Here is a 16799-nt window from a genome sequence, read left to right as displayed (position 1 = left end):
CTGACAACACATGGCTTTTAAACAAAGAGAAGGCGGAGACAACGACAAAAGACCGGCACGCCGTGGCGGCCGCAACAAGCGTCGTAAAGTATGTTTCTTCACTGTGAACAAAATTACTCACATTGACTATAAAGATACAGACCTGCTCAAGAAATTCATCAGCGAGCGCGGAAAAATCTTGCCTCGTCGTGTAACAGGTACTAGCGCTAAATATCAGCGTGCCCTGACGATTGCGATCAAACGCTCCCGTCAAATCGCATTGCTTCCTTACACAACTGAGTAATCACTTGTGTCAGAGCGGTCCAGCCTAACTTATAGGCTGGACCGCTTTTTTATTATGGAAGAGTACAGGCTGGTTTCGGGGAGGGATGTGATGAGAGTAGTTAGAGACGAGAGTCTTACAAGTAACAATCCAAGCTTACCTCAGAGGTATGAAAGCTCAGCACTCTTGATGCGGAAATTATTGATTTTGGGAGGAATCGAGGTATCCAGATGTTGGGATATATAATGTCTCCACGGAAGAACCGTGTCTCCCCAGAGTGTACACTAAGAAGGGAAAGCAGCTACCGACAAACACAAGCCTAGTGTAAAGCTTTCCAGTTTTAAAGCCCTGAAACCATGTCTGCTTTAAACGGACATTGTCTATTGTAAGCAATACAATTTATAAGATAATGGAGTACTCTTGTAAGAAATAAAAATACGATTATGAAGGCGAAAAAAAGCAATCTGAAAAAATTCCTTCTATTATATATAGGTATGTATCCGCTCATCAAATGAAAGCTGGGAAGATCATCACTTTGAAAATAAAGTACAATCGAAATGTTGGCTCAATAAAAGAAAAGGTTGTAGGCAAATTTGATGCTTACATGGTCGAAGATGATGTCTATCGTATATAAACATGATACCAGAACATTGGTACGACAGAGCGCTAAAGAAAATTTAATAATGTGATTACATAAAACTTGCAGAAACCTTTCAATTATATGATGTCCACTCCAGGGATACAAGCGAACAAGTAGTGGAAGCTCCATGTTGTTAGTCTTATTATGCATATTCCGCCTCCATTATCCAAACGATAAAGGAAAAAGGAGGTAGTTGTATGTGCAGACGATTCTCGCTGTCCGCAGGGATCGATGAAGTGAATCAACGCTTTGGCATCAATCGGGTAATGTATTACTACAAGAGCCGGTACAACATTAGCCCCACCCAAACCATGCCGGTCATTGTACAGGAACAGGGAGAGCGAGTGCTCGATGAGTATCGATGGGGGCTAGTGCCCTATTGGGGTAAAGATGCGGTCAATGCGGATATTACAACGGTTGATCAAAATCCCACTTACCGTAAAGCGATTGACACAAGACGCTGTGTGATCCCTTGTAACGGTTTATATTACTGGAGAACGGTTGGCAAACGGAGTTATGCGGTACGGACCATTATCGGAGATCATGAAATATTCGGCATGGCCGGACTATACGAGACATGGCGAGATGCCAGGGGAAATGAAATGAGAACATGTACGGTTCTAATGACAGAGGCCAATGAAGCGATTCGAGAGTTCGAAACACGAATGCCGGCGATTTTATCAGAGGAAAACATGGCAAAGTGGTTGGATCCGGAAATCCAAGGAAGACATGCTGTGCATCCGCTGCTGCATACTTACCGTGGACAGATGCGAATGTATCCGGTGACGCCGTTAGTGGCTGACGATACGCATGATCACCAGCAGTGCATTGAAGAGATGGATTTAAAACTCGCTTGGGTAAAGAATCTGTAGTTCGCAAGTATGAAAGAGCAAGGTTGATTTATCTGACATGAAATTTAACGTGAAAGCAATCCGGATCACAGTCTCGGATTGCTTTTTTTAAGCGTTAACGCTGTAGGAGGCTAAACTATGAAAAAGCAGAACCATAAATACACGTCATCTAATAACGAATTGAAGCATATCGTAAGGATAATATATTACATAAAAATGGTTTCTAGTTATAATCAAGCCGGACTAACTAAATTTACGTCAAATAATATAACGTATACATGACCTGGTAGACCTCAAGGATAAATATTTAGATGATATTCTGAATTTCATGTGATAAAACATTACGCCATATCCACAAAACCACAAGCGATTATAGTTATAAATTGTAAATAAATCTTGATATTACATACATTTTCAGTAAACTAAGGATATACAACGGAGATAAACTTAATTATTAACCTCAAAAATGACGATAAAAACATGATTTTTGAGAAAAACGAAAAAAAGTAATTGACGTTACCTAAATTTACACGTATCATAACATTAATTTTATAGGCAAGAAGATTTTGCTAGAGACTTTGGCACTAATTGACCAATGGTATATTTTCTGTAAAACTTTCAATTTATTTCACATCATGCAATGACATCCTAGAGAACTAAGAATTCTGTTCGAAATTATTTAAGGATGATTTCAATATTCGTCCTGATAATTTATATGCAACAACATTTTTTAAGAGGAGGATTCGCATGAAGAAAAGAATGTCACTCCTGCTTGCCATCATGCTTTTGGCCATGACGGTATTGGCAGCATGTGGAGGCGGAGGAACAGCAGAACAGCCAAGTCAAGGGGAGCAAACGGAGCAAACACCACCAGCTGAAGGCGACAAAGATACTACAGAACCGCCTGCTGAAACTGGAGATGAAAGCCAAGGTTATTTCGAGGCTGAGGACCCATCTTTAAATCCTTCAGCTGCTAAAAATCGTAAAGATACGCTGATCGTTGGTATGACTTCACCAAAAGGTGTTTTCAACCCTTTCTTCTGGCAAACAGCATATGACAAATATGTTGTAGAAGCAATTTTCGATTCTTTCTTCACGCTGAACGGTGATGGAACGTATTCGAACCGTTTGGCAGAAAGCGTTGAAGTTTCCGAGGATAAATTAAAATACACATTTAAATTGAAACAAGGTGTAACTTACTCTGATGGCACACCTGTAACAGTAAAAGATTATGCATTTGCTATGAAAGTTCTTCATGATTCTAGCTATGACGGTCAATCTGATATTTTCTCGACACATGTAAAAGGTGGTCAAGAGTATCATGATGGTAAAGCAACTGACATCTCTGGTGTTAAAGTTATCGATGACCACACCATTGAGATCGAAGTAACTGAAGCAAACGCTATGACGAAAGATTCTCTAGGAGACATTTCTTTCGTACCAGAAGCATACTACGGTAAAGATTACAAACAAGGCAACCTGGAGTACATGAAGAACCTGCATACTAAACCAATCGGTAGCGGTCAGTATGTACTGAAGAGCTTCGCTCCTGGTCAAGAGGTTGTATTGGAAGCTAACCCGAACTACTTCCTGGGGGCTCCGAAAATCAAAAACGTAATTTACAAAACAACTACTGATGAAACTAAATTGGCCATGTTCCAATCCGGTGAAATCGATATGGATATGGTTACCGTTAACGAAGATACCGTAGAAGAGTTGAAATCCATGGGCTTCTTGGATATCAACATCTTCCCAACCAATGGGTACGGTTACGTTGCCATGAACCATAAAAATCCTAAGTTCCAAGATCCGAAAGTTCGTCAAGCATTATTATACGGTTTGAACCGTGCAGAAATCGTTGAAATTATCTATGGTCCTTATGCTAACGTAATCAACATTCCACAATCGAATGTATCATGGGCATATACTACTGAAGGTATCGACACACATGATTTCGACATCGAGAAAGCGAAGCAGCTTCTTGATGAAGCAGGCTGGGTTCCAGGTGCTGATGGCATCCGTGAAAAAGACGGTAAGAAATTTGAGCTTCACTTCTCTGCAACAGCTGATAACCCGGTTGTAGATGCTTTGATTCCGGTAATGAATCAGAACTACCAAGAGCTTGGCATTAAGATCGTTGCAGAAACATTAGATTTCAATGCGATCATGGATAAGAAGGATAAAGGCGATTTCGAAATGTTCTTTGCTGCATGGGGCTTGACTCCAGATCCAGAATCCACTGTATACCGTACGGATGGACAGCAAAATGATATCGGATACTCCAATCCTGCTTATGATGCAGCAATGGATAAAGGTCTGAAAGCCTTCGATCTTGAAGAGCGTAAAGCAGCATATGCAGAAGCATATCAAGTACTGAATCAAGACGTTCCGGATCTCCCGATTTACCAAAGACGTGATATGTGGGGTATCAACAGCCGAGTTAATGGTATGGAAATTACTCCATATAAAGACTTCGTACTTGATCTTTACAAAGTCGAACTTGAACAATAACAGCAGGAAACATATGCTCAGCTCGCAAGAGCTGGGCATATCCACTTATAAGCCGGGAGGAATATTATGAAGCAGTACATTATCCGGAGGCTGCTGCAGATTATCCCGACAATGATCGGGATCTCGATTCTCATATTTGCAATATCAGCAATGGTGCCAGGTGATTATATCACTGCAATGGATAACCCGACGATGACTGCTGAGAAAGCAGCTCAGCTTCGGGAAATTTATGGTTTGGATAAGCCGCCGGTAGAGCGTTACTTTACATGGGCTGGCAATATGTTAAAGGGCAATCTCGGAGATTCCCTTCAGCACAAACAACCGGTTACCACCGTTATGGGTAACTATGTATGGAACTCTGTTTTTATTGCTATTTTTTCGTTGATATTAAGCTGGATAATCGCTATCTTTGCTGGGGTATTCTCAGCTAAATTTCAGTATTCATTGTTTGATAAGATCGTAACCTTATTCATCTTTTTGTGTATGTCACTGCCTTCTTTCTTTATCGGACTCCTTCTCATTAAGATTTTTGCCTTGGATTTAGGATGGTTTCCGGTTGGTGGTATGAAAACTTCAGGTTTGAATGGAAACACATGGCAGCAACTGATTGACATCGCATGGCATATGTTCTTGCCAGTGACTGTACTTACAATGCTAAGCACAGGCAGCTTGACGCGGTATTTCCGTACAAGCATGCTGGAAGTTATCCGTCAGGATTACATTCGCACAGCCCGTGCAAAGGGATTGAAGGAACGTACGGTTATTTTCAAGCATGCTTTGCGTAATGCAATGCTTCCTGCGATCACTTTGATGGGCTTCGAGTTGCCAGGCTTATTTGGTGGAGCCATCATTTTGGAAAAGATATTCATTTGGCCTGGGGTTGGCCAGGTATATCTGGAATCGATCAATATGCGGGATTATCCGTTTATGCTCGGCTTCACGATATTTATTTCCGTATTGACATTGCTAGGTAACTTGTTATCAGATGTCCTGTATGGCGCCGCTGACCCAAGAATTCGCTTAAAGTAGGAGGAGATTCATTTGTCCGCAGAGGCTGCACCATTAAAAACGAATCTATCAGTACCGAAAAAGCAGCCGGATTCTCCATGGAGAATGGCCATTCGCCGTTTTTCCAGAAACCGTCTTGCTGTCATCGGACTTTTCATAATTGTATTTATGTTTTTGCTGTGCTTTATTGGCCCGGTCTTTTCACCATATTCCCTATTTGATTACAGTGTGGCTGATAAGAATTTGCCTCCAAGCTCGAAGTATTGGTTAGGAACCGATAAACTGGGGCGCGATATTCTCCTGCGCATGATGCTTGCAGGCAGGATTTCCCTCACAGTTGGACTGGTAGCGACAGGTATTTCCATTATTATCGGTTCTACCCTTGGAGCTTTGGCAGGGTTTTACCGTAAATGGGTAGATACGCTGATTATGCGTATGGCCGACATCTTTATGGCATTGCCTACGCTCCCAATCCTCATCATCTTGGGTGCGGTATTGTCTGATTTGAAGGTAGATCCTTCCAAACGCATCTATTTCTTGATGCTTATCATTGGTATATTGGGTTGGAGCAGTATTTCCCGTCTCGTACGTGGTCAAATATTGGGGCTCCGTGAACAGGAATTTATGCAAGCAACGGAAGCCTTGGGACTTAAGGATCGCCGAAAAATCTTCCGCCATCTGCTTCCTAATACGATTCCAATCATAATTGTATCTGCAACGCTTGGTGTAGCGGGAGCTATCCTGTTTGAATCGGCATTGAGTTTCCTAGGAGTCGGGGTTGTTCCGCCAACACCATCCTGGGGAAATATGATTTCTGCCGCCAACAATCTCATCGACTTCCGCAAGCGACCATGGTTATGGATACCGCCAGGCATGTGTATTCTTGTGACCGTTGTTGCGATTAACTTGATCGGTGACGGGCTTCGCGACGCACTTGACCCGAAAATGAAGAAGTAGGAGATGCGAATATGGCAAAAGAATTAGTTGAATTCCGCAATTTAAAAACGCATTTTCAAACCTCCGCAGGTACTGTAAAAGCCGTCGACGATGTCAGCTTCAAAATCCGTGAAGGTGAAACACTGTGCGTGGTGGGCGAGTCGGGCTGTGGTAAAAGCGTAACAGCCATGTCTCTTATGCGTTTAATCGATACACCTCCAGTAGGAGGAGAAATTCTGTATGAAGGCAAGGACCTGCTGAAGATGAGCAAGCGCGAGATGAGCTTGATTCGCGGCAACGATATCGCCATGATCTTCCAGGAGCCAATGACCTCACTGAACCCGGTATTAACGATCGGGGAGCAGATTGTAGAGCCAATTGTGTTACACCAGCTCGTAAACCGTAAAGAGGCTAAACAACGTGCCATCGAACTCATCAATCTGGTAGGAATACCGCGTGCGGAGAAGATTTTCGACTCCTATCCGCATGAGCTCAGCGGTGGTATGCGCCAGCGGATTATGATCGCGATTGCACTTAGCTGTAATCCCAAACTCCTAATTGCAGATGAGCCAACAACTGCGCTGGACGTTACGATCCAGGCCCAGATTTTGGATCTGATGCGCGACATCAAAGGGAAAATGAATACATCCATTATGCTGATTACGCATGACCTGGGTGTCGTAGCCGAAATGGCTGATTACGTTGTTGTTATGTATGCAGGAAAAGTCATTGAAGAAGCTCCGGTAATTGAGCTCTTCAAGCAGCCGAAGCATCCATATACCAAAGGGCTTTTGAAAGCTAAGCCCATCATTAACCAGACCCAAGAACGTCTGTATTCGATTCCGGGACAAGTACCCAATCCGGTAGATCTTGGAGATAACTGTCATTTCCATGATCGCTGTGAATCATGCATGCAGATTTGTAGAGAGAAGACACCTCCGCTCGGTACGGATCCTAACGGCCATAAGGTCGCTTGCTGGTTGTATGAAGAGGAGGGGAAAGCGTAATGAGTCAAGCATTGATCGAAATTGATGGTTTGAAGAAATACTTTCCCATCACCGGCGGCATATTGCAGCGGACGGTGGGCAATGTAAGAGCAGTTGACGGAGTCAGCTTTACCATCAACAAAGGGGAATCTTTTGGGCTTGTAGGTGAATCCGGCTGCGGCAAAAGCACCATTGGCCGAACCATTCTCCGTTTGTTGGAGAAAACGGAAGGTAAAGTTATCTTTAATGGTCAAGATATCCATACATTGTCCAAAGAGAAAATGCGTGCACTCCGTCCGAAGATGCAGATCGTGTTCCAGGATCCATTCAGCTCTCTGAACCCAAGAATCAAGGTTGGCGAAGCGATCGGCGAAGCACTCATTGACCATGGCTTAGTTAACCGTCGGGAACTTAAAGACCGCGTTATCGAAACACTTGAGATTTGCGGTCTTGCCGCTTATCACTATGATCGTTATCCGCATGAATTCTCCGGTGGACAGCGTCAACGGATCGGGATTGCCCGCGCGTTGATTCTGAATCCAGACTTTATCGTAGCGGATGAGCCGGTATCTGCACTGGACGTATCGATTCAAGCGCAAATCATCAACTTGCTTAGTGACTTGCAGCGCGAGAAACAGTTGACCTACTTGTTCATTTCTCATGATCTCAGTGTTGTAGAGCATCTGTGCAACCGAATTGGGGTAATGTATCTGGGATCGATGGTAGAAATGGCTAGCAAGGAAGAGCTGTTCCGCAATCCTCTGCACCCTTATACGAAGGCATTGTTGTCGGCAGTTCCGGTACCGGATCCAACGCTGAAGCGCGAGCGGATTGTATTGCAAGGCGACATTCCGAGCCCTGCGAATCCGCCATCAGGCTGCAAGTTCCATACTCGTTGTCCACTGGCTTCAGAACTATGCAAGCAGGAGATTCCAGAGTATCGCGATATGGGGAACAATCACTTCGTTGCTTGTCACTACGCTTAATATGACCCTTCACATTTAAGTTTTCTGACAGCAATTAGAACATGTATTAGAAAATAAACAGATTCATAGGGGGACTTCCTCCGTCTGCGGACGGAAGGGGGTCTCTCTTTTATTTTCGAGTGACTAATCAACTGCATTTACAAAAATTTCTAAATAAAATTTCTGAAAAAAAGCAGACCAAAAGAGCCTTTCAACCGTCTATAACTATGGAGGGCTAATTCTATGAGAAAACGGTGGCTTTGGTTCGTCATGATGTTGTTAATTATCGTCCCGATTGGGGCGGTTGTCATAGGAAATATAGAACGAGCGGGGTTTAAACCGAAGGTGGACGCGCGAGCGGTTGTCTTGATGGATTTAAATACCGGGCGTATTTTGCTCAGCAAAAATGGCGATGTACCTTTACCGCCTGCAAGCATGTCCAAGTTGATGACCGAGTTGGTTATTCTTGATGATATCAAAACCGGGAACAGATCCTGGGACGATGAAGTCAAAATAAGCGATCTCGCAACGGACGTCAGAGGAGTTAAGATTGCCCTGAAATCGGGTGAAATTCTGACGGTGCGCGAATTGTTCCAGAGCATAACGGTTTATTCGGCGAATGATGCCGCCGTAGCACTTGCCGAGCATTTTGCGGGCTCTGAGGAAGCGTTTGTCCGAAAAATGAATGCCAAAGCAAAAGAGATTGGTTTATCCAGCGCGACACGATTCGTGAACGCGTCAGGAGTCGAGCGAGACACAGGCAGCGATCAAGCCTGGCCATTGGATGGAGAAACAGTGATGACCGCAGAGGATACGGCCAAACTGGCAGCGCATTTGATTCGCAGCCACCCGGATATTCTTAGCACCTCCAGCAAGACCCAAACCAAGATCAGTGGACGCAATTTATATTTAAGCAACACCAATTGGATGCTGCCATCGGTAGGAGGCCCTTATTCCTATGAAGGCACGGACGGCTTAAAAACAGGGTACACGGTCAATGCAGGATACTGCTTCACGGGCACCGCGGAGAAACAAGGCAGTCGGCTTGTTGCCGTTGTCATGGGTACCGAGTCTAAAGAAGCAAGATTCGAAGAGACACGCAAGCTGTTTGACTACGGATTTGCTAAAACGTTAACATGGAGAGAGCGACTGGATGACTGGTTTCAATATTCAGGAGTCACAGCTGCTCTTACGTATGATAAGAGACCCGTTTAGCGGATCGTTGAAGATTTGGTAGATTTATAGAACTGCCCGTGAAGGGTTCACATTTGACAATAATCTGGTTTACAATAGATGATGTGTTGAAACTGGCCTACTGATATGAAGTGAGTCAACGGGAAGAGTTCCCGTTTAATAAGGAGAGGAGGGTGAGCCAAGTAGCTTGGGGTGCAAGCAAGGACCTTTAACGATCTGACTTATCCATTAAATTATTTTATAATAAAGAAGGAATCGAACTCATGAAGAGGAAATCAATATATATTACTCTCGCTTTGGTCATACTGCTGGGCTCCACCGCGTTTCTGTTCAGAACGCAGCTTGCGGTTGTAGCATTTGATCTGTTTATGGCAAAAGATGTAGAGGAATCATTGCAGAAATCGTATAAACCGCTCCAGAGCGACAAGACCCCTGAACCTGTAGTACTCCAGAGCGAACCGTTCTCCGTTATGCTGCTTGGGAGTGACCAGCGGGAGGATGAACCTGCGCGTTCGGATACGTTGATCTATGCGGTTGTACGTCCCATGGAGTCCAAAGTGCTCTTAATATCGGTTCCAAGGGACACGTATGTCGATATTATCGGTAAGGACAAGAAAGACAAGATTAACCACGCGTTTGCATTTGGCGGACATCAAATGGCCAAAGATACGATGGAGGCATTTTTCGAGGAAGAACTTAATTATTATGCTTCCATTAATTTTAAGGGCTTGAAGAATGTTGTTGATGCCATCGGGGGCGTGGAGCTGCCGATCGGCAAGGATATCGTCAATAAAGGCAGAGACCATGAGAAATTCACGATTGAAGCCAACAAACCGATTTATAACGGCGAGGAAGCTTTGAATTATGTCCGATATCGGGAAGATAGCGACTTTAATCGTGCGAAGAGACAACAAGTGTTTTTGGACGTAGCGGCCAAGCGGGTGATGAAGCTTGATCAGATCGGCAAGGTGCCTGAACTTATTGAGATCATGGGAGATAATTTCCAGACCGATATGCAGCCTAAATTCATTATTGACCTGGCGAAGCAGATGCTGACCGGGGGCAAAGTGGATATGACCAGCTTTACAATCATGGGGGAAGGCATGAAAATTGGCGGCGTCTATTACAACGAGCCCGACATGGATGATGTGCAGGAAGCTCGGGATTTAATTGACAACTGGATGAATCCGGATACACCGGCTGACCAGCTGCTGCAGCCCAAAGATGCAGAGAAGCAAAAGTTGAAATAAATATACACCGGTATACCCGGATGAATGTCATAGTACGTTGCTTCATCTCAATCAGCAGTCGGATGGCTGCTGATTTTGTGCCCTATACAAGGAATCAGAACGACGAAGTTAACGTATGTATGAGTATGGATAGGGGAAGGAGTAACCTGCATACCTAGGCTTTAAATCAGGAAGGTTACTTAACATGACTTCAGAAGTTGGAGTCATAAGGAGGATAATGCATTATGAATATCGCTTTTTTTCTATTACCGAAGCAGGAAGTGATCTGTTTAACACTGGATTCTACGCTCAGGCAGACGCTGGAACGGATGGAGTTTCACCGATACACGGCTGTGCCCGTACTGGATAAGAACGGACAGTACGCAGGGACTGTAACGGAAGGTGATCTGTTGTGGCATATGAAAAATTCGGATGGCAAAATCACTTTTGAGAATGCTTCGAAATTTTTATTGAAGGATGTTCCTTTTCGTATGGATATTAAACCGGTGTCGATTGACGCCCGGATGGAGGATCTGATTAATCTGGCCAAGGTGCAGAACTTTGTGCCTGTGGTGGACGATATGAACCGCTTTATCGGCATTGTACGCAGAAGCCTTATCATTGAGTATTGTGAACGGTTTGTCTCCAAGGAGACGATGGAGTCCCACGGGGCATCATAATCAAGTAGATTTGTGAATAAACAAGGGCGTGGGACCACGATGACAATGTGGGTAACACGTCCTATTTTTATAGAAGCGAGGCAGCAGTGAAAGAGCGGGGAGGAATAACCGGGGCCCGATTGGAGTACAAAGAGAAGGTAGGTTATCTCTATCCGCTGGTTCTAAGGATGGACAGGGTGCATGGGCCTTTGTGTGGGCGGCTTTTTTTTATGCTATAATGGAGAATAAAGCTGTTTTCAGGGAGAGATGGATATGCCAAATATGCCGAAGGACTTGGATGTAGCTAAACGCGCCAAAGTGATTGAATGGCTCAAAACCGAAGTAATTGACAATGTATCCCGGTTATTCAAAGCTCTATGGGAAGGCAGCACTACAAAGGTTGGAGACAGTTTGGCAAGCCTGATGATGAGCTCATACATACTGGGCCGAAGGCTCGGCTTGACCTATCGGGATTTGGACGATCTCTTGTTAGAGAAATTGAAAAAGCATAAGCAGGAAGGACATCAACTGGAAGATTGGTACCAGGATATTTCCGCGCTTGAAGAACATTTACGTAAGAGGTGAACATATTGAAACTGCGCTGGACTACGGCGGTATGGAGCGTTATTTATTTGCTTCTGCTGCTATCACTACTCACACCCTTTTCGATCGTAACGGCTTTCTTGTTAGTTCTGCCGGTTGCGATTCTGTTTACGGCTTTGAATACAAAATCATTTATCATGCATGTGGTGCCCGTGTGGCTGATCGCGCTTCTGATTCATCCCATATATGTGTTATTCGCGATCTATTTTGCCATTCCGGGGATCGTCATGGGGTATTTGTACCGGAAGCGGAAGGCTGCCATGCAGGTATTGAAGTATGGCATGGCTGTCATGCTGGTGGAAATGCTCGTTCTGCTCATGATCAGCACGGCCTTCTTCCAATTAAATCTGTCGGAGTACGTGGATGAGATTGTGAAGATGACGACCGCTCCGCTCACTGAGATGGGTGTAGAAGGCGGCCTGGGCGGACAGTTCCTTGGCACCGAACTCGATACACAGTTCATTAAAGATCAAACGATGCGCTTGGTTCCATTTGCGATGATTATCAGCTCGTTCCTTATGACGGTGGTAACCCATGCTTTGGCTCGTCCTACACTCAACAGCATGGGCTTGACCGTACCGCGGCTGAAGCCGGCTAGAGAATGGATGCTGCCGCGTTCCCTGATCTGGTACTACTTGCTCATTTTCTTCATCAACATAGCAACCGTTAATTCGGACAATACCTTCATGAAGATGATTGCGGCTAACGCTACACCTTTGCTGCAGATCTGCTTCATGATCCAAGCGCTGGGGTTCTTCTACTACCTCGCTCACGAACGGAAGTGGCATCCGATTGTACCGCTTTTGACGGCTATACCGATTGTGCTGTTCCCGCCGGCTATGATTATCGGAATCCTGGACTTGGCGTTCCCACTTCGTCAGGCGTTTAGTAAAACCAAAAGATAGGGTGATGAGTCATGCCTAAATTTCTGCAGAAGCGCTGGCACGGCTATCATACCGTCTGGGCGTTTGCGCTGGTGCTTCTGCTTGTTATTTTTCTGTCGTTCTACAATACCATTCTGGGGCTGGTCGGATTGCTGCTTGCGGTGGTAGGCGGCTATGCGATGCTGAAGACGGAGATGAAATTCCGCCGGGAGCTGGTGGATTATATTGGGGATCTGTCATTTCGGATTCAGCGGGTCGAGGGCGAAGCGGTCAGCGTACTGCCGTTTGGCATTGTGCTGTATAGCGAAGACAAGACAGTGGAGTGGCATAACCAATTCGTAGTCAATATGTTTCCGCATCAGTCGTTGGTCGGGGTATCCTTGCAGGAGTTGTTTCCTCAGCTGGTTAACGCGATGAAGGAAGCCCAAGAGAAGAAGGATAACAAGGAGAAGCTGCCGAAAGAAATTCGTTTGGAGATCTCCCACGAGGATAAGTTCTATGGAGCAACGGTCATTCCGGATGAGCGACTCATTTATCTGGATGAGATTACCGAGCTGGCCGTGCTAAGGCAGCGGTATGAGGATGAGCGATTGGCTTTAGGCATTATCATGATGGATAACATCGATGAGGCCTCGCAGGGGATGGATGATCAACAGCGTACGGCATTGATTGCGAAGGTAACCAGTGAGATCACCGATTGGGCGCGTGAATTTAACGTCTATTTGCGGAGACTTTCTTCGGACCGCTATTTGATGATGCTCAACCACAGGTCGCTCGATGCGCTGGAGAACAGCCGTTTTCTCATCTTGGATGAAGTCCGGGAAATGACCGCCGATCTGAAGGTACCGCTGACGCTAAGCGTTGGCCTTGCCTTCGGTTCAGACGACATTACGGAGCTGGGGCAGCTAGCACAATCCAGTTTGGATATGGCGCTGGGCCGCGGCGGAGATCAAGCTGCCGTCAAAGCGGGTCAAAGGCTTTCCTTCTACGGCGGTAAATCCAATGCAGTGGAGAAACGGACGCGCGTAAGGGCACGTGTCATCTCCCATGCGCTGCGTGATTTGATGCAGGAGAGCGACAAAGTGATCATCATGGGCCATAAGCTGCCGGATATGGACGTGGTCGGCGCTGCAATCGGCATACTGAAAGCAGCCCAGATGTATAAAGTGGAGGCTTATATCGTGATGGAGGGAATGAATCCGTCGATTTCGAGGCTTATGGAAGAGGTCCGCAAGGACGAGGCCTTGATGAACCGATTCGTCTCCACCGAGCAAGCGATGCAGATGATGACAGAGCATACATTGCTCGTTGTGGTTGATACGCATAAAGCCTCCATGACGATGGAGCCGCGGCTGGTTCATCGCGCAAGCCGTGTCGTGGTGATGGATCATCACCGGCGCGGAGAAGAGTTCATTAATGACGCGGTGCTGATCTATCTTGAACCGTATGCCTCCTCGACCTGTGAGCTGGTTACCGAGGTGCTGCAATATATTCACGAGCGGGTATCTCTTACTCCGGTTGAGGCGACGGCCCTATTGGCAGGGATCACGGTAGATACCAAGCATTTTGCCCTCCATACGGGATCGAGAACGTTCGAGGCTGCCGGTTTCCTACGGCGTCACGGTGCTGATACGATGATGATTCAGCGGGTGCTCAAGGAAGATCTGACAGAATTTATAGCGAAGGCAGAAATCGTGAAACATGCTAAAATGGTATATGACCATATCGCCATTGCGGTATCGAAGAGTGGGGAGCCTATGCCGCAGCTGCTGATCGCTCAAGTAGCGGATATGCTGCTGAATATGACGGATGTGCAGGCATCGTTTGTCATTAGCGAACGCACTGACGGCAAGATTGGCATCAGCGCCCGCTCTATGGGCAAGATGAATGTTCAGATGATTATGGAACGTCTCGGGGGAGGCGGACATTTAACGAACGCCGCAGTACAACTGGATACGACGCCTGAGAAAGCCGAGGAGAAGTTGATGGAAGTACTGAAGGACATCGAAGCGAAAGAGGGGTTATTTGAATGAAAGTCATTTTCATAAAAGATATGAAGGGTCAAGGCAAGAAAGGTGAAGTGAAGGAAGTTTCGGAAGGATACGCAACGAACTTCCTGATTCCGCGGGGAGTCGCTCGTCCGGCAACCGACGGCAACATGAAGACGCTGGAGCAGCAGCAGGCTTCCGAGGATAAGCGCAAGGCTCAGGAGAAGGAAGAAGCACAGGCGCTCGGTAAAAAGCTGGAAGAGATGACGGTTGTCCTGAAAGCTAAAGCTGGAGAGGGCGGCCGTTTGTTCGGCGCCATTACCAGCAAACAAATTGCTGAGGCTCTGGCAGGTCAGAAGATCAAAATCGACAAACGCAAAATTGAACTTAGCGATCCGATCCGCAGTCTGGGTGTTACCCAGATTCCGGTGAAGCTGCATCCTGACGTCAAGGCGACGCTCAAGGTTCAAATTACGGAGGAGTAATATGGGAGGAGAACTCTATTTCGATCGGGTCCCCCCGCAGAACCTTGAGGCAGAGCAGGCGGTGCTGGGTGCCATTCTGCTGCAAAGTGAAGCGCTGATTACAGCGATGGAGCGGGTGCAGGCCGAGGACTTCTACGACAAAACGCATCAGATGATCTATGAAGTTATGGTGCAGCTCGGGGAAGGCAATCAACCGATCGATCTGGTGACCCTTACATCTCTCCTGCAAGATAAAGGGCAGCTGGAAGAGGTCGGAGGCGTCAGCTATTTAGCAAAGCTGGCTCATGCGGTCCCGACGGCTGCAAACGTGGATTATTACGCACAGATCATCGAAGAGAAATCGATGCTGCGGCGGTTGATTCGAACTGCAACACAGATTGTAAGTGAAGGATATACCGGAGGAGAAGATGTATCCGGTATGCTCAGCGAGGCGGAGCGCCGCATTCTCGAGATTTCCAATCGGCGCACAGGCAGTGGATTTATTGCGATCCGAGATGTGCTGATGGAAGTATTCGAGAAGGTGGAGGTTCTCCATCAGAACCGGGGGAATACAACGGGCATTCCATCCGGCTTTGTGGATTTGGATAAAATGACAAGCGGATTCCAGCGCAACGATTTGATCATCGTAGCTGCCCGTCCTTCCGTAGGTAAAACCGCATTTGCCTTGAATATTGCCCAAAATGTGGCGATTCGTGCCAAGGAAACCGTAGCGATCTTCAGTCTGGAGATGTCAGCGCCGCAGCTCGTACAGCGTATGATCTGTGCGGAGGCTAACCTGGACGCCGGCGTCATGCGTAACGGTGATTTCAAAGGAGATGAGGATTGGTCCAAACTTACGATGGGCATTGCAGCTCTGTCGGAAGCCGAGATCTACATTGATGATACACCGGGCGTTACGGTTGCCGATATACGTGCGAAGTGTCGCCGTCTGAAGAAGGAGAAGGGGCTCGGCATGATCCTGATCGATTACCTCCAGCTCATTCATGGACGCGGCAAGGCCGGGGAGAACCGGCAGCAGGAGGTATCCGAGATCTCGCGTACGCTTAAACAAATCGCCCGTGAGCTCGAAGTGCCGGTTATTGCGCTGTCACAGCTCAGCCGGGGCGTGGAGCAGCGTCAGGATAAGCGTCCGATGATGAGTGACCTTCGGGAATCCGGCTCGATTGAGCAGGATGCCGATATCGTTGCGTTCTTGTACCGGGATGATTATTACAATCAGGAGACGGAGAAGAAGAACATCATCGAGATCATCATTGCCAAACAGCGTAACGGTCCTGTAGGTACGGTGGAACTGGTCTTCCTGAAGAACTTTAATAAATTCGTCAATTACGAGCGAACGCATGCCGATGCCTTCGCCGCCGGATAACGGCGGTATTCAACCTTAGTCTAGCCAGACAGATACCTGCCGCTAGCTGTAAGTTAGGGGCATTTCTTATGGCGGTTCCCCGAATAATGCGGCAATCATTGTATAATCTCGTCCTAATTCCGAACAATCGTACACACTGATGTGCGATTGTTCGTTTTTGTATTTGACTTTAAAAATGGGGACTGTTACACTGGTATTGCTGCTTTAGTGCAGTGAGGTTGAATTTTAATCA

15 protein-coding genes are annotated in these 16799 nt (G+C 46.3%); all 15 read left to right on the top strand.

Features of this window, described 5'->3' with window-relative positions:
* Nucleotides 1-10: 10 nt before the first annotated feature.
* The 15 genes from rpsR to dnaB all read left to right on the top strand — a co-directional run bounded on the left by rpsR (nt 11) and on the right by dnaB (nt 16567).
* Nucleotides 11-283, top strand: coding sequence for a 30S ribosomal protein S18 (rpsR, locus tag CRG97_RS32595; RefSeq protein WP_006207333.1), 273 nt, complete (start codon nt 11-13; stop codon nt 281-283).
* Between the two features lie 816 nt (nt 284-1099).
* Nucleotides 1100-1774, top strand: coding sequence for an SOS response-associated peptidase (locus CRG97_RS32585; protein ID WP_098749594.1), 675 nt, complete (start codon nt 1100-1102; stop codon nt 1772-1774).
* A gap of 726 nt (nt 1775-2500) precedes the next feature.
* Nucleotides 2501-4264: an ABC transporter substrate-binding protein gene (locus tag CRG97_RS32580; RefSeq protein WP_098749593.1), complete on the top strand. Its 1764-nt coding sequence runs from the start codon at nt 2501-2503 to the stop codon at nt 4262-4264.
* 66 nt (nt 4265-4330) lie between these two features.
* Entirely contained in the window at nt 4331-5293 is a 963-nt protein-coding gene (locus CRG97_RS32575; protein ID WP_098749592.1) for an ABC transporter permease, read from the top strand.
* 12 nt (nt 5294-5305) lie between these two features.
* A complete protein-coding gene (gene opp4C / locus CRG97_RS32570; protein ID WP_098749591.1) occupies nt 5306-6229 on the top strand; it encodes an oligopeptide ABC transporter permease in 924 nt (307 codons plus the stop codon).
* 11 nt (nt 6230-6240) lie between these two features.
* Nucleotides 6241-7215: an ABC transporter ATP-binding protein gene (locus CRG97_RS32565; protein WP_098749590.1), complete on the top strand. Its 975-nt coding sequence runs from the start codon at nt 6241-6243 to the stop codon at nt 7213-7215.
* Nucleotides 7215-8180, top strand: coding sequence for an ABC transporter ATP-binding protein (locus tag CRG97_RS32560; RefSeq protein ID WP_098749589.1), 966 nt, complete (start codon nt 7215-7217; stop codon nt 8178-8180). Before CRG97_RS32565 ends, CRG97_RS32560 begins: the two co-directional genes overlap by 1 nt.
* A gap of 222 nt (nt 8181-8402) precedes the next feature.
* Entirely contained in the window at nt 8403-9374 is a 972-nt protein-coding gene (locus CRG97_RS32555) for a D-alanyl-D-alanine carboxypeptidase family protein (protein WP_098749588.1), read from the top strand.
* A gap of 242 nt (nt 9375-9616) precedes the next feature.
* The gene (locus CRG97_RS32550; RefSeq protein WP_076326275.1) at nt 9617-10603 is read left to right on the top strand and encodes an LCP family protein; all 987 of its coding nucleotides are present in this window, start codon (nt 9617-9619) and stop codon (nt 10601-10603) included.
* A 224-nt stretch (nt 10604-10827) separates the two neighbouring features.
* Nucleotides 10828-11262: a CBS domain-containing protein gene (locus tag CRG97_RS32545; protein ID WP_076326274.1), complete on the top strand. Its 435-nt coding sequence runs from the start codon at nt 10828-10830 to the stop codon at nt 11260-11262.
* Nucleotides 11263-11523: 261 nt separating this feature from the next.
* Nucleotides 11524-11826 carry a MazG-like family protein gene (locus tag CRG97_RS32540; protein WP_179090743.1) on the top strand — a complete coding sequence of 101 codons (303 nt, stop codon included), beginning with the start codon at nt 11524-11526 and terminating at the stop codon, nt 11824-11826.
* Between the two features lie 5 nt (nt 11827-11831).
* Nucleotides 11832-12749 carry a DUF2232 domain-containing protein gene (locus CRG97_RS32535; protein WP_098749587.1) on the top strand — a complete coding sequence of 306 codons (918 nt, stop codon included), beginning with the start codon at nt 11832-11834 and terminating at the stop codon, nt 12747-12749.
* A gap of 11 nt (nt 12750-12760) precedes the next feature.
* The gene (locus tag CRG97_RS32530; protein WP_098749586.1) at nt 12761-14761 is read left to right on the top strand and encodes a DHH family phosphoesterase; all 2001 of its coding nucleotides are present in this window, start codon (nt 12761-12763) and stop codon (nt 14759-14761) included.
* Nucleotides 14758-15201, top strand: coding sequence for a 50S ribosomal protein L9 (gene rplI, locus CRG97_RS32525; RefSeq protein WP_098749585.1), 444 nt, complete (start codon nt 14758-14760; stop codon nt 15199-15201). Before CRG97_RS32530 ends, rplI begins: the two co-directional genes overlap by 4 nt.
* Before the next feature lies 1 nt (nt 15202).
* Nucleotides 15203-16567 (top strand): replicative DNA helicase, encoded by a 1365-nt coding sequence (gene dnaB, locus CRG97_RS32520; RefSeq protein ID WP_071219350.1) that lies wholly within the window; start codon nt 15203-15205, stop codon nt 16565-16567.
* Nucleotides 16568-16799 lie beyond the last annotated feature (232 nt).

It is taken from the genome of Paenibacillus sp. EZ-K15, assembly GCF_002573715.1.
Lineage (GTDB): Bacteria > Bacillota > Bacilli > Paenibacillales > Paenibacillaceae > Paenibacillus_AQ.
Note: the sequence above shows the minus strand (reverse complement) of the source record. Positions and strands in the feature narration are given on the sequence as shown.

What these genes read in the sequence shown, in the direction of transcription:
- rpsR (WP_006207333.1), top strand. Translation starts at nt 11, where the DNA reads ATGGCTTTTAAACAAAGAGAAGGCGGAGACAACGACAAAAGACCGGCA.
- CRG97_RS32585 (WP_098749594.1), top strand. Translation starts at nt 1,100, where the DNA reads ATGTGCAGACGATTCTCGCTGTCCGCAGGGATCGATGAAGTGAATCAA.
- CRG97_RS32580 (WP_098749593.1), top strand. Translation starts at nt 2,501, where the DNA reads ATGAAGAAAAGAATGTCACTCCTGCTTGCCATCATGCTTTTGGCCATG.
- CRG97_RS32575 (WP_098749592.1), top strand. Translation starts at nt 4,331, where the DNA reads ATGAAGCAGTACATTATCCGGAGGCTGCTGCAGATTATCCCGACAATG.
- CRG97_RS32565 (WP_098749590.1), top strand. Translation starts at nt 6,241, where the DNA reads ATGGCAAAAGAATTAGTTGAATTCCGCAATTTAAAAACGCATTTTCAA.
- CRG97_RS32560 (WP_098749589.1), top strand. Translation starts at nt 7,215, where the DNA reads ATGAGTCAAGCATTGATCGAAATTGATGGTTTGAAGAAATACTTTCCC.
- CRG97_RS32555 (WP_098749588.1), top strand. Translation starts at nt 8,403, where the DNA reads ATGAGAAAACGGTGGCTTTGGTTCGTCATGATGTTGTTAATTATCGTC.
- CRG97_RS32550 (WP_076326275.1), top strand. Translation starts at nt 9,617, where the DNA reads ATGAAGAGGAAATCAATATATATTACTCTCGCTTTGGTCATACTGCTG.
- CRG97_RS32545 (WP_076326274.1), top strand. Translation starts at nt 10,828, where the DNA reads ATGAATATCGCTTTTTTTCTATTACCGAAGCAGGAAGTGATCTGTTTA.
- CRG97_RS32540 (WP_179090743.1), top strand. Translation starts at nt 11,524, where the DNA reads ATGCCGAAGGACTTGGATGTAGCTAAACGCGCCAAAGTGATTGAATGG.
- CRG97_RS32530 (WP_098749586.1), top strand. Translation starts at nt 12,761, where the DNA reads ATGCCTAAATTTCTGCAGAAGCGCTGGCACGGCTATCATACCGTCTGG.
- rplI (WP_098749585.1), top strand. Translation starts at nt 14,758, where the DNA reads ATGAAAGTCATTTTCATAAAAGATATGAAGGGTCAAGGCAAGAAAGGT.
- dnaB (WP_071219350.1), top strand. Translation starts at nt 15,203, where the DNA reads ATGGGAGGAGAACTCTATTTCGATCGGGTCCCCCCGCAGAACCTTGAG.